This is a genomic window from Pseudomonas sp. Xaverov 83, from assembly GCF_019352905.1.
Taxonomy (GTDB): Bacteria; Pseudomonadota; Gammaproteobacteria; order Pseudomonadales; family Pseudomonadaceae; genus Aquipseudomonas; species Aquipseudomonas yamanorum.
Window position 1 is genome coordinate 178,811 of record NZ_JAAAFU010000083.1, and the last position, 15,641, is coordinate 194,451.

At 61.9% G+C, this 15,641-nt stretch carries 12 protein-coding genes; all 12 read left to right on the top strand.

Annotation, left to right across the window (positions count from 1 at the left end; genetic code table 11):
- Nucleotides 1-99: 99 nt before the first annotated feature.
- The 12 genes from K0H47_RS28125 to K0H47_RS28180 all read left to right on the top strand — a co-directional run bounded on the left by K0H47_RS28125 (nucleotide 100) and on the right by K0H47_RS28180 (nucleotide 15,593).
- Entirely contained in the window at nucleotides 100-1,200 is a 1,101-nt protein-coding gene (locus K0H47_RS28125) for a polyamine ABC transporter substrate-binding protein (RefSeq protein ID WP_177070933.1), read from the top strand.
- Nucleotides 1,201-1,225: 25 nt separating this feature from the next.
- The gene (locus tag K0H47_RS28130; protein ID WP_219273970.1) at nucleotides 1,226-2,644 is read left to right on the top strand and encodes an aminotransferase; all 1,419 of its coding nucleotides are present in this window, start codon (nucleotides 1,226-1,228) and stop codon (nucleotides 2,642-2,644) included.
- A 56-nt stretch (nucleotides 2,645-2,700) separates the two neighbouring features.
- Nucleotides 2,701-3,561 (top strand): response regulator transcription factor, encoded by an 861-nt coding sequence (locus K0H47_RS28135; protein WP_219273971.1) that lies wholly within the window; start codon nucleotides 2,701-2,703, stop codon nucleotides 3,559-3,561.
- A 119-nt stretch (nucleotides 3,562-3,680) separates the two neighbouring features.
- Nucleotides 3,681-3,962: a peptidylprolyl isomerase gene (locus K0H47_RS28140; protein ID WP_003208024.1), complete on the top strand. Its 282-nt coding sequence runs from the start codon at nucleotides 3,681-3,683 to the stop codon at nucleotides 3,960-3,962.
- 140 nt (nucleotides 3,963-4,102) lie between these two features.
- Nucleotides 4,103-5,962: an extracellular solute-binding protein gene (locus tag K0H47_RS28145; RefSeq protein WP_063029235.1), complete on the top strand. Its 1,860-nt coding sequence runs from the start codon at nucleotides 4,103-4,105 to the stop codon at nucleotides 5,960-5,962.
- On the top strand, nucleotides 5,962-7,023 hold the full coding sequence (locus K0H47_RS28150; RefSeq protein WP_003208021.1) for a microcin C ABC transporter permease YejB: 1,062 nt from the start codon (nucleotides 5,962-5,964) through the stop codon (nucleotides 7,021-7,023). The genes K0H47_RS28145 and K0H47_RS28150 overlap by 1 nt, the downstream gene beginning before the upstream one ends.
- Nucleotides 7,023-8,045 carry an ABC transporter permease gene (locus K0H47_RS28155; RefSeq protein WP_003208019.1) on the top strand — a complete coding sequence of 341 codons (1,023 nt, stop codon included), beginning with the start codon at nucleotides 7,023-7,025 and terminating at the stop codon, nucleotides 8,043-8,045. The genes K0H47_RS28150 and K0H47_RS28155 overlap by 1 nt, the downstream gene beginning before the upstream one ends.
- 11 nt (nucleotides 8,046-8,056) lie before the next feature.
- Nucleotides 8,057-9,628, top strand: coding sequence for an ABC transporter ATP-binding protein (locus K0H47_RS28160; RefSeq protein ID WP_063029231.1), 1,572 nt, complete (start codon nucleotides 8,057-8,059; stop codon nucleotides 9,626-9,628).
- On the top strand, nucleotides 9,625-11,022 hold the full coding sequence (locus K0H47_RS28165; RefSeq protein ID WP_219273972.1) for a sigma-54-dependent Fis family transcriptional regulator: 1,398 nt from the start codon (nucleotides 9,625-9,627) through the stop codon (nucleotides 11,020-11,022). The genes K0H47_RS28160 and K0H47_RS28165 overlap by 4 nt, the downstream gene beginning before the upstream one ends.
- Before the next feature lie 294 nt (nucleotides 11,023-11,316).
- The gene (locus K0H47_RS28170; protein ID WP_093208848.1) at nucleotides 11,317-12,708 is read left to right on the top strand and encodes a GntP family permease; all 1,392 of its coding nucleotides are present in this window, start codon (nucleotides 11,317-11,319) and stop codon (nucleotides 12,706-12,708) included.
- Nucleotides 12,709-12,715: 7 nt separating this feature from the next.
- The gene (locus K0H47_RS28175) at nucleotides 12,716-13,489 is read left to right on the top strand and encodes a 3-hydroxybutyrate dehydrogenase (RefSeq protein WP_063029225.1); all 774 of its coding nucleotides are present in this window, start codon (nucleotides 12,716-12,718) and stop codon (nucleotides 13,487-13,489) included.
- Between the two features lie 145 nt (nucleotides 13,490-13,634).
- The gene (locus K0H47_RS28180) at nucleotides 13,635-15,593 is read left to right on the top strand and encodes an acetoacetate--CoA ligase (RefSeq protein ID WP_219273973.1); all 1,959 of its coding nucleotides are present in this window, start codon (nucleotides 13,635-13,637) and stop codon (nucleotides 15,591-15,593) included.
- Nucleotides 15,594-15,641: the final 48 nt, after the last annotated feature.

Consider the following 15,641-nt stretch of genomic DNA (forward strand, 5'->3'; position numbering starts at 1 on the left):
TCCTACCCGAACGGGGTATGGCGCCCCACCCACCACCTGCCTGAAAGTGCAATCAGCCCCTCGGCCTGACAACAAGCACAATTTCAAGGTGGGTCCGCCATGCATAAAGCCGTTATCGCCCTGTTCAGCGCTGTCTTGCTTGCATCCACGTCCCTCAGCCAGGCTGCTGACGACCCGGGCAACACCTTGCGCATCTACAACTGGGCCGATTACATCGGGGAACACACCCTCACCGACTTCGAGAAAGCCAGCGGCATCAAGGTGATCTACGACACCTACGACTCCTACGAAACCGTGCAGGGCAAGCTGCTCTCCGGGCGCTCGGGTTATGACCTGGTGGTGCTCAACGCGTCCCTGGTGCCGCTGCTGATCAAGGCCAAGGCCTTCCAGCCCCTCAACAAAACGCTGTTGCCCGACTGGAACAACCTTGACCCTCAGGTGCTGAAAAGCCTGGAAACCCATGATCCGGGCGTGACCTATTCGGCGCCCTACACCTGGGGTAGCAACGGCGTGACCTACAACATCGACAAGATCAAGGAACGCATGCCGGATGCGCCTATCGGCTCCCTGGCGATGATCTTCGACCCCAAGATCGTTTCGCGCTTTGCTGACTGCGGCATCACCTTCATGGACTCCCCTACCGACATGATCCCGCTGGCCCTGACCTATCTCGGCCTGGACCCCAACAGTGTGGCGCCCAAAGACCTCAAGGCCGCCCAGGATGTACTGATGGCCGTACGCCCGTACATCCGCAAATTCGACTCCAGCGGCTTTATCAACGGCCTGGCCAACGGCGAGTTGTGCATGGCCACGACCTGGTCCGGCGACTACGCCACGTCCCAGGCCCGGGCCGCGGAAGCCGGGGCCAAGGTCAACCTGGGTTACTTCATCCCCAAGGAAGGCTCGCTGATCTGGTTCGATAACTTCTACATCCCGACCGACGCGCCCCATGTGGCGAATGCCCACAAGTTCATCGAATTCCTCCTGCAACCGGAAGTCATCGCCGGCGTCAGCAACACCATTCACTACGCCAACAGCAACCTGGCGTCCAAGCCCTTTGTAAATGCGGACATACGCGACAACCCGGCCATCTACCCGGACGCGGCGACGATGCAGCGCTTGTTCACCCAGAAAAGCCAGTCCCAAGCCGCCGTGCGCCTGATCACCCGTACCTGGAACGCCGTGAAGACCGGCAAGTGAAACCCAGCCATTGAAGGTAAATGCCATGACCCTGCCAAATCCTGCTTTTTTCGCCCAGTTCGACCACGAGCAACTGGACGCCGCCGACAAGGCCCATTACATGCACGGCTTCCATATGTTCGATGAGCACCGTGAGCAAGGCTCGCTGAACATCGCGGCCGGTGACGGCGCCTACATCTACGACACCGCCGGCAACCGTTACCTGGATGCCGTCGGCGGCATGTGGTGCACGAATATCGGCCTGGGCCGCGAGGAAATGGCCGACGCCATCGCCAATCAGGTGCGCCAGTTGGCCTACTCCAACCCGTTCTGCGACATGGCCAACGTCACCGCCATCGAACTGTGCGCCAAGCTCGCCAGCCTGGCCCCCGGCGACCTCGACCATGTGTTCCTGACCACCGGCGGTTCCACGGCTGTCGATACCGCCTATCGTCTGGTGCAGTTCTATCAGAACAGCCGCGGCAAGCATGCGAAGAAACACATCATCTCGCGCTTCAGTGCGTACCACGGCTCGACATTCCTCACGATGTCCATCGGCAACAAGGCCGCCGACCGCGCGCCGGAATTCGACTTCATGAGCGACCTGTTCCACCACATCTCCTGCCCAAACTACTACCGGGCGCCAGAAGGCATGAGCGAGGCGCAGTTCCTCGATTTCCTGGTGGATGAGTTCGAAGACAAAATCCTGACTATCGGCGCCGACAAGGTGGCCGCGTTCTTTGCCGAACCGATCATGGGCTCGGGCGGCGTGATCATTCCGCCGAAGGGTTATCACCAGCGCATGTGGGAAATCTGCCAACGCTACGACCTGCTGTACGTGGCGGATGAAGTGGTGACGTCCTTCGGCCGGCTGGGAAAATTCTTCGCCTCCCAGGAGGTGTTCGACATGCAGCCGGACATCATCACCACCGCCAAGGGCCTGACTTCCGGCTACCTGCCGTTGGGCGCGTGTATTTTCTCGGACCGCATCTGGCAAGTGATCGGCGAGCCGGGCAAGGGCCGCTGCTTTACCCACGGTTTCACCTACAGCGGCCATCCGGTGAGTTGCGTGGCGGCGCTGAAGAACATCGAGATCATCGAGCGGGAAAACCTGCTGGCCCATGTCGAAGACGTCGGCGTGTACCTCGAACAGCGCCTGCAAACCCTGGCCAGCCTGCCGTTGGTGGGCGACGTACGCTGCCAGCGCTTGATGGCCTGCATTGAATTTGTCGCCGACAAACACACCAAGGCGCTGCTGCCGGACGCGGTGAACATCGGCGAGAAGATCCACCTGCGGGCCCAGGCCAGAGGCTTGCTGGTACGGCCCATCGGCCACCTGAATGTGATGTCGCCGCCGCTGATCATCACCCATGCACAAGTGGATGAAGTGGTGGAGATCCTGCGCCAGTGCATCCTCGACACCGCCGAAGAGCTGCGCCAAAGCGGCGAGTATCAAGGCCGATGAGCCTGGGCGCCCCGGTGCTTTTGCCGGGGCCCTGGCCGGCGGGTAGACTGGCCGGCATGAGCCAGAACGCCGATCACTGCCCTGCCCCGTCCTTCCAGGTGCTTGAAGCCTGGAACGGCGCGTTGGCCCGCGCCTTCGCCAGCGTTGACGAAGCCTCATTCCTTGAACACCTGGCCTGCGCCCTCAGTGCCCTGACACCCATCGAATCGATGATGATCAGCCTGGAGCGCCAGGGCCAGGCGCCGCACTTGCTGTACCAGCAAGGCATCCCCCGGCCGCACTACGAAGAAATCATCAACCGTTACTTTTCTCGGGGCTACCTGCTGGACCCGTTCTGTCTCGCGGTAGACAAGGGCCTGGCCGAAGGTTTCTACCACCTGGCGCAAATCGCCCCGGACGATTTCTTCAACAGCGAGTACTACAAGACCTACTACCTGCGCAGCGGCGGCGCCCAGGAGAGCTACTACATCGTTGACCTGTGCCCCAACAGCAAGATTTCCCTGTGCATGTTCCAGGGGCTGAGTGCCGGCCAGTTCAGCGATGAACAACTGGCGCTGCAACGAACCGCCCACCCCATCGTGCGTGAACTGCTGCGGCGCTTCGGCACCACGGGCGGGCTGTGCAAGGTGATCAGCGACGAGGCTTTCACCCAGACCCAGGTGCATCAGCAGATTGAAGCGGCGTTCATGCATTTTGGCAGCGGCGTATTGACCGTGCGCGAACGGGAGATCGCCCACCTGATCCTGCGGGGGCACTCGGTGAAATCCACCGCGCAGGTGCTGGGCATTTCCCCGGAAACCGTGCGCATGCACCGCAAGCATTTGTATACCAAGCTTGAAATCAACTCCCAGGCGGAGCTGTTTGCGCTGTTTATCGATTGGCTGACCCACAGCGGCGTAATGGCCCGCCACACCTGACCCACCATCCCCCCGGGCGCGGCGCTCGTGAGGCTACGGTTCATTCTTGGGGAACTTTGCCAGGAAATAACCACCTGAATCCGGTACGCTCACCGTTTTTACCCAAGGAGTTATCCCTCATGGCCAAAGCCACCGCCCGTCACATCCTGGTTGCCACCGAAGACAAGTGCAACGAACTGAAAGCACAGATCGAAGGCGGCGCTGATTTCGCCGAAGTTGCCAAAGCCAACTCGTCCTGCCCGTCCAGCCGTCAAGGCGGCGACCTGGGCTCGTTCGGCCCGGGCCAAATGGTCAAAGAATTCGATACCGTCGTCTTCAGCGCCCCGGTCAACACCGTGCAAGGCCCAGTGAAAACCCAGTTCGGTTATCACCTGCTGGAAGTGACCAGCCGTCAGGACTGATCCAGTCCGCACCTATGTTTAAAACAGCGGCCCGCCTTTTGGTGGGCCGTTGTGCATCTGTGACAGTGTGAAGACTGGCGAGGCGTACGCGCATAGCGTACAAATCCCCTTACCTCTTCACCCGGCGCCCAAGGCTGATAATGCGAGTCGCTTTTTCTACCCTGTTTTGCTCCACCCTGGCCCTATTGCTGGCCAGCACCGCCGTGATCGCCGCGCCGCAATCGGCACTGACCGTGTACGGCGAACCGGCCAAATACCAACCCGGGTTCACCCATTTCGATTACGCCAACCCCAATGCCCCCAAGGGCGGCAGCTTGCGGCGTTCGGCGATCGAAATCGGACGCTACGACCATGTATTGCCCTATGGCGACAAAGGCATCGGTGTCAGCCAGGTCGACGGTTGGCTGTATTCGCCCCTGGCCCAGCGCTCCCTGGATGAGCCCTACACGGTCTACGGCCTGGTGGCGGAAAAGATGGAGCGGTCAGACGACGGTCTGTCCCTGCGTTTTTACCTGAACCCCAAAGCCCGTTTCGCCGATGGCCAGCCGATCACCGCCGAAGACGTGCGCTACACCTTCGACCTGCTGATGACCCAGGGCAGCCTGCGCTACCGCACGCTGTTCGCCGACGTCAAACACGTCGAAGTCGAAGGCCCGCGCCAGGTGCGCTTCGATTTCTCCAGCAACGAAAACCGCACCCTGCCCCTGGACGTCGCCACCCTGCCGGTGTTCCCCGAGCATTGGTGGAAGACCCGCAACTTTGCCGACGGCGGCGGCTACGAGATTCCCCTCGGCAGCGGCCCCTACACCATCAGCAAGGTGGATGCCGGCAACACCATCACCTTCAAACGTGACCCGAACTGGTGGGGCAAGGACCTGCCCATCAGCCGTGGCTTGTACAACTTCGATCACTTGAGCCTGGAATACTTCGGCGACACCGAAGTGGCGCGCCAGGTCCTGCGGGGCGGAGCCTACGACTTCAACCGCGAATTCTCTGCCACCGGCTACTCCATCGGCTACAACGGCCCGGCCCTCGACGATGGTCGCCTGCAGCGCGCGCACCTGGCCAAAGAGGCGCCGCAACCGGCCCAGGGTTACGTGTTCAACGTGCAAAAGCCAATGTTCAAGGACCGCCGCGTGCGCCAGGCCCTGGCCATGCTGTGGGACTTCGAGTGGGCCAACCGGCAGATGATGCGCAACATGTACATCCGCCAGCAAAGCTTCTTCTCCAATAGCCCGCTGGCGGCGACTCAACTGCCGGATGCCCAGGAACTGGCGATTCTGGAACCTTTGCGCGGGCAGATTCCCGACGAAGTCTTCACCCAGGTGTTCAAGGCCCCCACCACTGACGGCACCGGGATGATCCGCGACAAGCAACTGCAAGCCCTGGCCCTGCTGGAACAGGCTGGCTGGAAACCCGACGGCGACAAACTGGTAAATGCCGAAGGAGAGCCGCTGGAGTTCACCTTCCTCAACGCCCAGAACGGCCTTGAGCGCCTGTTGTTGCCGTACAAACGCAACCTGGCGCAGATCGGCATCACCCTCAATATCCGCCGTATTGACTCCTCGCAATACGTCAACCGCCTGATGGCCCGGGACTACGACATGATTGTCACCGGTTTCCCGGTCACCACCTCGCCGGGGATGGAGTTGTACAACTACTTTGGCTCGGCCGCCGCGTTTGATACCGGCGCCAACAACTACATGGTCCTCAAGGACCCAGCCGTGGACAGCCTGATCAACGGCCTGGTCAAGGCCAACACCCAGTCGCAGATGCTCAGTTACGCCCACGCCCTGGACCGCGTGCTGCAATGGAATTACCTGTGGATTCCCAACTACTACCCGCCGGGCACCTCCGCCGCGTGGTGGAACCGCTTCGGCCGCCCGGCCGTGGAAGCCAAGACCGATGAGGCCCTGGAAACCTGGTGGGAAATCAGCCCCACGCCGCTGACCAATGAACAGATGAAAGCCGAACTGACCAAACGCCCGGGAGCCCGCTGATGTTTGCCTATATCGTGCGGCGCTTGCTGCTGATCATTCCCACCCTGGTGATTATCCTGCTGGTGAACTTCGTTATCGTGCAGGCCGCGCCCGGCGGGCCGGTGGAACAGGCCATTGCCCACCTGCAAGGCATCGGTGGCGGTGGCGTCGGCGGCTCGTCTGCCGAAAGCCTCAGCAGCGGCTCACGGGCCAGCCGTGGCCTGGACCCGAAACTGATCAAGGACATCGAAAAACAATACGGCTTCGACAAGCCCGCGCCGGAACGCCTGTGGCTGATGCTCAAGAGCTACGCCCAACTGGATTTCGGCAACAGTTTCTTCCGCGGCAAAAGCGTGACCGACCTGATCCTGGAAAAGATGCCGGTGACCATTTCCCTCGGCCTGTGGGCCACCTTGATCACCTACCTGGTGTCGATCCCGCTGGGGATTCGCAAAGCGGTGCGCCATGGCAGCAGTTTCGATGTGTGGAGCAGCACCGCGATCGTGATTGGGTATGCGATGCCGGCGTTTCTGTTTGCGATGTTCCTGATCGTGGTCTTCGCCGGCGGCACTTCGCTGAACTGGTTCCCGGTGCGCGGACTGGTCTCGGAAAACTTCGACCAGTTGAGCACCGTCGGCAAGATCGCCGATTACTTCTGGCACCTGGTACTGCCGGTCAGCGCCCTGGTGATCGGCGGTTTCGCCACCTTGACCATCCTCACCAAAAACTCGTTCCTCAATGAAATCACCCGCCAGTACGTGGTCACCGCCCGAGCCAAAGGCTTGAGTGAACGCCGGGTGCTTTACGGGCATGTGTTCCGCAATGCCATGCTGTTGGTGATTTCGGGGATTCCCCAGGCGTTTATCGCGGTGTTCTTTGCCGGTTCGCTGCTGATCGAGGTGATTTTCTCCCTCGATGGCCTGGGCCGCATGAGCTACGAAGCGGCGGTTTCACGGGACTATCCGGTGGTGTTCGGTTCGCTGTTTATCTTCACGCTGTTTGGCCTTTTGATAAAACTCATCGGTGACCTCTGCTACACCCTGGTGGACCCGCGTATCGACTTCGCCGCGAGGAACGCCTGATGCTCAAGCTCTCTCCCGTGGCCCGTCGGCGCTTTGAACGTTTCAAGAAAAACCGTCGCGGCTGGTGGTCGCTGTGGCTGTTTATCGGCCTGTTTATCCTGACCCTCGGCGGCGAGTTGATCGCCAATGACAAACCCTTGGTGCTCAGCTACCAGAACGAACTGTATTTCCCGGTGTTCAAGCGCTACACCGAGCAGGAGTTCGGCGGGCAACTGCCCTTCCAGGCGGATTACCGCAGTGAATACGTACAGAACCTGATCAAGAAGGACGGCGGCTGGATGCTGTTCCCGCCGATCCCGTTCAGCGACGACACCCCCAACTACGAACTGACCCGCCCTGCCCCCAGCCCGCCATCGAGCGTGAACTGGCTGGGCACCGACGACCAATCCCGCGACGTCCTGGCGCGGGTGATCTTCGGCGCACGGGTATCGATCCTGTTTGCCCTGGCCCTCACCGCCATCAGCGCCGCCATCGGCATCGCCGCCGGGGCGTTGCAGGGTTACTACGGCGGCTGGGTCGACTTGCTCGGGCAACGAATATTGGAAGTGTGGTCCGGCCTGCCGGTGCTGTATTTGCTGATCATCCTGTCGGGGTTTGTCGAGCCGAATTTCTGGTGGTTGCTGGGGATCATGGCGCTGTTTTCGTGGCTGGCCCTGGTGGACGTGGTGCGCGCCGAGTTCCTGCGAGGGCGCAACCTGGAGTACGTCAAGGCCGCGCGGGCCCTGGGGCTGGGGGACGGCAAGATCATCCGCCGGCATATCCTGCCGAACGCGATGACCGCCACCCTGAGTTACTTGCCGTTCATTCTGACCGGGGCGATTTCTACCTTGAGCGCCCTGGATTTCCTCGGCTTCGGTATGCCCGCCGGCAGCGCTTCCCTGGGCGAGCTGATCGCCCAGGGCAAGCAGAACCTGCAAGCGCCATGGCTGGGGCTGACTGCATTTTTCACCCTGGCGCTGATTCTGTCGTTGCTGGTGTTTATCGGCGAGGCGTTGCGTGACGCCTTCGACCCACGCTCATGAAGGGCCCTGAGATGACTGAAAACCTGATCGAGATTCGCGATCTGAGCGTCGCCTTCAACGGCCAGACCGTGGTGCGCAACCTGTGCCTGGACGTGCGCCCCGGCGAGTGCCTGGCGCTGGTGGGCGAGTCGGGGTCGGGCAAGTCGGTGACCGCCCATTCGATCCTGCAATTGCTCCCCGAAGCCGGCACCGAAACCACCGGTTCAGTGCGTTATCGCGGCCAGGAACTGCTCGGCGCCTCACCCGCGACCCTGCAAAAGCTGCGGGGCAACCGGATTGCGATGATCTTCCAGGAGCCGATGACTTCCCTGAATCCGCTGCACAGCATCGAGAAGCAAATCGGCGAAACCCTGCTGTTGCACAAGGGCCTGGGCGGCAAGCAAGCCCAGGCGCGGATCCTTGAGTTGCTGGAACTGGTGGGCATCCAGAAGCCCCAGGAACGCCTCAAGGCCTACCCCCATCAACTCTCCGGCGGCCAGCGCCAGCGGGTGATGATCGCCATGGCCCTGGCCTGCGAGCCGGAATTGTTGATCGCCGACGAACCGACCACCGCGCTGGATGTGACGGTGCAACGCAAGATCCTGCTGCTGCTCAAGTCCCTGCAACAACGCCTGGGCATGTCGTTGCTGCTGATCAGCCACGACCTCAACCTGGTGCGCAGCATTGCCCAGCGGGTGTGCGTGATGAAGGCCGGGGAGATTGTCGAGCAGGCAGATTGCGAAACCCTGTTCTGCGCCCCCAAACACCCTTACAGCCGCCTGCTGCTGGATGCTGAACCGGCAGGCATCGTCTTGAATCACGAGGCGCGGGAGACGGTGTTGCAGGTGGATGACCTGAGCGTGCAGTTCCCGCTGGGCGGCGGACTGTTCCGGCGCAAGCAGTACCTGCAAGCGGTGGACGGCATCAGCCTGACGGTGCAGCGCGGCAAGACCTTGGGGATTGTCGGCGAGTCCGGCTCGGGCAAATCCACACTGGGCCAAGCGATTCTGCGGCTGCTGGATTCCAGCGGCACGATTCGCTTCCAGGGCGAGGCTCTCGAAGGCCTGACGCAAAAACAGATGCAGCCGTGGCGCAAGCAGATGCAGGTGGTGTTCCAGGACCCGTTCGGCAGCCTCAGCCCGCGGATGTCGGTGGCGCAGATCATCAGCGAAGGCCTCGAAGTGCATGCCCCGTGCAGCCTCAAGGACCGCGAAGCCCAAGTGATCCGCGTGCTGGAAGATGTCGGCCTGGACCCCGCCAGCCGCCATCGCTACCCCCACGAATTCTCCGGCGGCCAGCGCCAACGCATCGCCATCGCCCGGGCTTTGGTACTCAAACCGGCGTTGATTCTGCTGGACGAACCCACCTCGGCGCTGGACCGCACCGTGCAGAAACAGGTGGTCGCCCTGCTGCTTGAGCTGCAGGAAAAGTACGGCCTGACTTACCTGTTTATCAGTCACGACCTGGCAGTGGTGAGGGCCCTGGCCCACGACATGATCGTGATCAAGGACGGCAAGGTGGTGGAGCGCGGGCCGAGCGACGAAGTGTTTGCCGCGCCTCAACACCCCTACACCCAGGAACTCCTCGCGGCGGCGCATCCATGAACACCAGCGGCAGCCTCAAGGATTACCAATACGTTCGTGGCCTGGCGATCCAGTCGTTGTTCGAGATCATCGAGCAGTCCAGCGAAGGCACGGTGATTGTCGACGGTGACGCCAACATCGTCTGGATGAACGAGCGTTACGCCAAGCGCTTCGGCCTGAAAAGCGCCGACGAGGCCATCGGCCAGCCGTGCGAGCAGGTGATTTCCAACAGCCTGCTGCGCCAGGTGGTACGTAACGACCAGCCGATATTGCTGGATATCCAGGACACGCCCAAAGGCCCGCTGGTGGTGATGCGCCTGCCGATCCATGACGACGCCGGCAAGGTGATCGGCGCCATCGGGTTTGCGTTGTTTGATGAGCTGCGCAACCTGTCGCCGCTGATCGAGCGCTACCTGAGCATGCAGCAGGAACTGGCGTCCACCCGGTCGTTGCTGAGGTCACGGCAAAGCAAGTACAACTTCGCGCACTTTATCGGCACCAGCGCGGCCAGCCTGGAAGTCAAACGCCGGGCGCGGCGCAGTGCCAGCGCGGACTCGCCGGTGTTACTGCTGGGGGAAACCGGGACCGGCAAGGAACTGCTGGCCCAGGCGATTCACGGTGCATCGCCTCGGGCGCACAAAGCCTTTGTGAGCATCAACAGCGCGGCGATTCCCCATGATTTACTGGAAGCCGAATTCTTTGGCACCGCACCGGGCGCGTTTACCGGCGCCGACCGCAAGGGCCGTCCCGGCAAGTTGCAGATTGCCCAGGGCGGCACGCTGTTTCTCGATGAGATCGGCGACATGCCGCTACCGCTGCAAAGCAAATTGCTGCGGGTGTTGCAGGAGAAAGAGTTCGAGCCAGTGGGCTCCAACGAGATGATCCACAGCGATGTGCGGGTGATTGCCGCCACGTCGATGGACCTGGAAGCGGCGATCAAGCGCGGGGAATTTCGGGCGGACCTGTATTACCGCCTGAATGTGCTGCCGATCCAGGTACCGCCGTTGCGCGCACGACTGGATGATTTGCCGGCATTGAGTGAGGCGATCCTGGAGGAGTTGCGCAGCCAGCATGAACTGGACCGCGAGGCCTTGGCGTTGTTGGCGCAGCATGCGTGGCCGGGGAATATCCGCGAGCTGCGCAATGTGCTGGAGCGGGCGGCGTTGTTGAGTGATGACCTGGTGCTGGATGCCCGTGAAATTCGCGCGGCAATTGGTACGTTCAGTCCGGTTGAGCACCGTTCGGTAGAGACCGTTGAGGGCGAGAGTTTCAGTGCGGCCAGGGAACGGTTTGATCGGCAGGTGATTGGGGCGGCGTTGAAGCAGTGTGAGGGGAATGTGGTGGAGGCGGCGAAGCGGCTGGGGCTTGGCCGGTCGACCTTGTACAAGAAGATGGTCGCGCTGGGCATCGCCTAGTCTCAAAACAGAGACATAATTCCAAATACAGAGAAAATCCAATGTGGGAGCGGGCTTGCTCGCGAATGCGGTGTGTCAGTGCATGAATTACTGCCTGATACACCGCATTCGCGAGCAAGCCCGCTCCCACATTTGATCTCCAACAGTCTCAAATTCGGGACAAAACTTGAGAACACATTCACAGGTCAATAATTTCTCTATATATATCAAAAATTTAACCACTTGGCACACATCTCGCTATAGCCCTTCCCCACCGCCTCACCCACAAAAATAACAATCAGATGGAGACACACCATGAGTGTGATCATTGCCCTCGCAGCCCTGGCGCTGCTGATGCTGGCCGCCTACCGTGGCTACAGCGTCATCCTGTTTGCCCCCATCGCCGCCCTCGGCGCTGTGCTGCTCACCGACCCTTCCGCTGTCGCGCCCGCCTTCACCGGGGTGTTCATGGAGAAGATGGTCGGCTTCCTGAAACTGTATTTCCCGGTATTCCTGCTCGGCGCGGTGTTCGGCAAGCTGATTGAAATCTCCGGCTTCTCGCGCTCCATCGTCGCTGCCGCGATCCGCTTGCTCGGCACCCGCCAGGCGATGCTGGTGATCGTGCTGGTGTGCGCCCTGCTGACCTACGGCGGCGTGTCGCTGTTTGTGGTGGTGTTCGCGGTGTACCCGTTTGCCGCCGAGATGTTCCGCCAGAGCAATATCCCCAAGCGCCTGCTGCCGGCGACCATCGCCCTCGGTGCGTTCTCGTTCACCATGGACGCCCTGCCCGGCACGCCGCAGATCCAGAACATCATCCCCAGCACCTTCTTCAACACCACCGCCTGGGCTGCGCCGTGGCTGGGGCTGATCGGCACTATCTTCGTGTTCTGCGTCGGCATGCTGTACCTCGCCCGCCAGCGCAACAAGGCTCAGCGTGCCGGTGAAGGCTACGGCACCAACCTGCGCAACGAGCCGGAGACCGCCGAAGACATCAAGCTGCCCAACCCGTGGATCGCCCTGTCGCCGCTGCTGCTGGTGGGCATCATGAACCTGCTGTTCACCCACTGGATTCCGCTGTGGTACGGCAAGACCCACACCCTCAGCCTGCCGGGCATGAGCGTGCCGGTGCAGACCGAAGTCGCCAAGCTTACGGCGATCTGGGCAGTGCAGGCGGCGTTGCTGGTAGGGATCATCGTGGTGCTGGTATTCGGCTTCTCGGCGATTCGCAGCAAGCTCGCCGAGGGCAGCAAGAGTGCGGTCAGCGGTGCACTGCTGGCGGCGATGAACACCGCTTCGGAATACGGTTTTGGTGCGGTGATCGCCTCGCTGCCGGGCTTCCTGGTGCTGGCGGACTGGCTCAAGGGCATTCCCAACCCACTGGTCAACGAGGCGATTACCGTGACCCTGCTGGCCGGTATCACCGGCTCTGCCTCGGGCGGCATGAGCATTGCGTTGGCGGCCATGTCGGAGAGCTTTATTTCAGCGGCCCATGCGGCCAATATCCCCCTTGAAGTACTGCACCGGGTCGCGGCCATGGCCAGCGGCGGCATGGACACCCTGCCCCACAACGGCGCCGTGATCACGTTGCTGGCGGTCACCGGGCTGACCCACCGCGAAGCCTATAAAGATATTTTCGGCATCACGATCATCAAGACCCTCGCGGTGTTCGTGGTGATTGGTACTTTCTACGCCACCGGCATTGTGTGAGGTTGATATGACGACATTGAACGGCAAGACCGCCCTGGTCACCGGCTCCACCAGCGGCATCGGCCTGGGCATCGCCCTGAGCCTGGCCAAGGCCGGCGCCAACCTGATCCTCAACGGCTTCGGCGACGCCAGCGTGGTGATCGCCCAGGTGCAGGCCTTCGGTGGCAAGGTGGGGCATCACCCGGCCGACGTCAGCGACCCGGCGCAGATCGCCGAGATGATCGCCTACGCCGAGCGCGAGTTTGGCGGCATCGACATTCTGGTGAACAACGCCGGGATCCAGCATGTGGCGCCGGTGGACGAGTTCCCGGTGGAGCGTTGGGATTCGATCATTGCGATCAACCTGTCATCGGTGTTTCACAGCACGCGTTTGAGCCTGCCGGGCATGAAAGCCAAGGGTTGGGGGCGGATCGTCAATATCGCGTCGGTGCATGGGCTGGTGGGTTCGGTGGGCAAGGCGGCTTACGTCGCGGCCAAGCATGGCGTGATCGGGCTGACCAAAGTGGTGGGGCTGGAAACCGCCCAGAGTAATGTCACCTGCAATGCCATCTGCCCGGGCTGGGTGTTGACGCCGCTGGTGCAGAAACAGATTGATGACCGCATTGCCAGCGGGGTTGATCCGCAGCAGGCACAACATGACTTGCTGGCGGAGAAGCAGCCATCCCTGGAGTTCGTGACGCCGCCGCAATTGGGGGAACTGGTGCTGTTCCTGTGCAGCGAAGCCGGCAGCCAGGTGCGGGGCGCGGCGTGGAATATCGACGGCGGCTGGTTGGCCCAGTAAACGACGATTCCCAAGACACCGCAGCTTGATCGTTCCCACGCTCCGCGTGGGAATGCAGCCCGGGACGCTCCGCGTCCCAAGAGCGGACGCAGAGCGTCCAATGAGGCATTCCCACGCGGAGCGTGGGAACGAGAGAGACTCACCTATGTCCGAAATACTCTGGCAACCCTCCCCCGAACGCATCCACAACACCCGGATGGACCAATTCCGGCGCTTCATCAATGAACGCCATGCCTTGCAAATCAGCGACTACCCGGCCCTGCACCAATGGAGCATCGACCAGCGCCCGGACTTCTGGCAGTCCATTGTCGAGTTCTTCGAGGTGCAGTTCCGCACGCCACCCAACGCGGTACTGATCGAAGGCGCCGAGATGCCCAGCGCCCAGTGGTTTCCCGGCGCTACCCTGAACTTTGCCGAACACCTGCTGCGCCGCCGCGACGATCATCCTGCGGTGGTCGCCATCAGCGAAGACGGCCAGCGCGAACAACTGACCTATGCCGAACTGGCCCGCCACGTCGCCGGCCTGCAACGCAGCCTGCGGGGGGCCGGTGTGGGCGTCGGTGACCGGGTGGCCGCGTGCATGCCCAACACCTGGCAAACCCTGGTGGGCATGCTCGCCACCACCAGCCTCGGGGCCATCTGGTCGTGCTCTTCGCCGGACTTCGGCACCCAAGGAGTGATCGACCGCTTCGGCCAGATCGAACCCAAGGTACTGATCACCTGCGCCGGTTACCGGTATGCCGGCAAGGTCATCGACCAAAGCAGCAAGCTCAATGAAATCCTCGAGCGGCTGCCGTCCCTGCAACAGCTGATCATCGTGCCGTATGCCCGCCCGCAGGCACGTCCCGAGGAGTATCAGACCCGGGCCAACGTCGCGCTCTGGAACGACTTCTACAGCCCCGGCGGCGAACCCGATTTCGTCGCCGTGCCCTTCGATCATCCGCTGTACATCCTCTATTCCAGCGGCACCACCGGCGTGCCCAAGTGCATCATCCACGGCACGGGCGGCGTACTGCTCACGCACCTCAAGGAACACGGCCTGCACGCCGACCTGTCGCGGGATGACTGCCTGTTCTACTACACCACCTGCGGCTGGATGATGTGGAACTGGCTGGTGTCGGTGCTGGCCATCGGCGCCACGGCGGTGCTGTATGACGGCTCACCGTTTCACCCGGGGCCGGAACGCCTGATGGACCTGATCGACCAGGAAAAAATCAGCGTGTTCGGCACCAGCCCGAAGTTCCTCGCCACTTTGGAAAAGGCCGGGCTGCAACCGCGGCTGAGTCACGACCTGGGCAGTCTCAAGGGTTTGATCTCCACCGGCTCGCCGCTGTCGCCCCAGAGCTACGACTACGTGTACCGCGAGATCAAGCCGGAGCTGTGCCTGTCGTCGATGTCCGGCGGTACCGACATCGTCTCCTGCTTTGTGATCGGCAACCCGGTGCTGCCGGTGCGGCGTGGCGAGATGCAGTGCAAGAGCCTGGCGATGGCCATCGAAGTCTGGGACGATCAGGGCCGCCCGCGGGTGGGCGAAAAAGGCGAACTGGTGTGCACCCGGCACTTCCCGGCGATGCCCATCGGCCTGTGGAATGACCCGCACCAGGAAAAACTGCGGGCCTCGTATTTCAGCCAGTTTCCCGGCGTATGGGCCCAAGGCGACTACGCCGAACAACGGCCCAATGGCAGCCTGCTGATCCATGGCCGCTCGGACGCGGTGCTCAACCCCGGAGGCGTGCGCATCGGCACCGCAGAGATCTATCGCCAGGTGGAAAAAGTGCCGCAGGTCCTGGAAAGCCTGGCCATCGGCCAACGCTGGCAGGATGACGTACGGGTGGTGCTGTTTGTGCGGCTCAGCGACGGCGTGGAGCTGGATGACGCCCTGGAGCAGCAGATTCGCCAAGTGATCCGCGCCAACACCACGCCGCGCCACGTGCCGGCGAAGATCCTCGCGGTGACGGATATCCCGCGCACCATCAGCGGCAAGATCGTCGAACTGGCGGTGCGCAACGTGGTGCATGGCGAGGCGGTGAAGAACACCGACGCCCTGGCCAACCCCGAGGCACTGGAGCAATTTCGTGATCGCCCGGAGCTGGCAGAAAGATGAAACGTTTTAGCCCTTCAGCACTCATTTGAAGACAAAACCCTCAAGCAT

What these genes read in the sequence shown, in the direction of transcription:
- K0H47_RS28145 (WP_063029235.1), top strand. Translation starts at nt 4,103, where the DNA reads ATGCGAGTCGCTTTTTCTACCCTGTTTTGCTCCACCCTGGCCCTATTG.
- K0H47_RS28150 (WP_003208021.1), top strand. Translation starts at nt 5,962, where the DNA reads ATGTTTGCCTATATCGTGCGGCGCTTGCTGCTGATCATTCCCACCCTG.
- K0H47_RS28180 (WP_219273973.1), top strand. Translation starts at nt 13,635, where the DNA reads ATGTCCGAAATACTCTGGCAACCCTCCCCCGAACGCATCCACAACACC.
- K0H47_RS28170 (WP_093208848.1), top strand. Translation starts at nt 11,317, where the DNA reads ATGAGTGTGATCATTGCCCTCGCAGCCCTGGCGCTGCTGATGCTGGCC.
- K0H47_RS28165 (WP_219273972.1), top strand. Translation starts at nt 9,625, where the DNA reads ATGAACACCAGCGGCAGCCTCAAGGATTACCAATACGTTCGTGGCCTG.
- K0H47_RS28140 (WP_003208024.1), top strand. Translation starts at nt 3,681, where the DNA reads ATGGCCAAAGCCACCGCCCGTCACATCCTGGTTGCCACCGAAGACAAG.
- K0H47_RS28125 (WP_177070933.1), top strand. Translation starts at nt 100, where the DNA reads ATGCATAAAGCCGTTATCGCCCTGTTCAGCGCTGTCTTGCTTGCATCC.
- K0H47_RS28155 (WP_003208019.1), top strand. Translation starts at nt 7,023, where the DNA reads ATGCTCAAGCTCTCTCCCGTGGCCCGTCGGCGCTTTGAACGTTTCAAG.
- K0H47_RS28130 (WP_219273970.1), top strand. Translation starts at nt 1,226, where the DNA reads ATGACCCTGCCAAATCCTGCTTTTTTCGCCCAGTTCGACCACGAGCAA.
- K0H47_RS28175 (WP_063029225.1), top strand. Translation starts at nt 12,716, where the DNA reads ATGACGACATTGAACGGCAAGACCGCCCTGGTCACCGGCTCCACCAGC.
- K0H47_RS28160 (WP_063029231.1), top strand. Translation starts at nt 8,057, where the DNA reads ATGACTGAAAACCTGATCGAGATTCGCGATCTGAGCGTCGCCTTCAAC.
- K0H47_RS28135 (WP_219273971.1), top strand. Translation starts at nt 2,701, where the DNA reads ATGAGCCAGAACGCCGATCACTGCCCTGCCCCGTCCTTCCAGGTGCTT.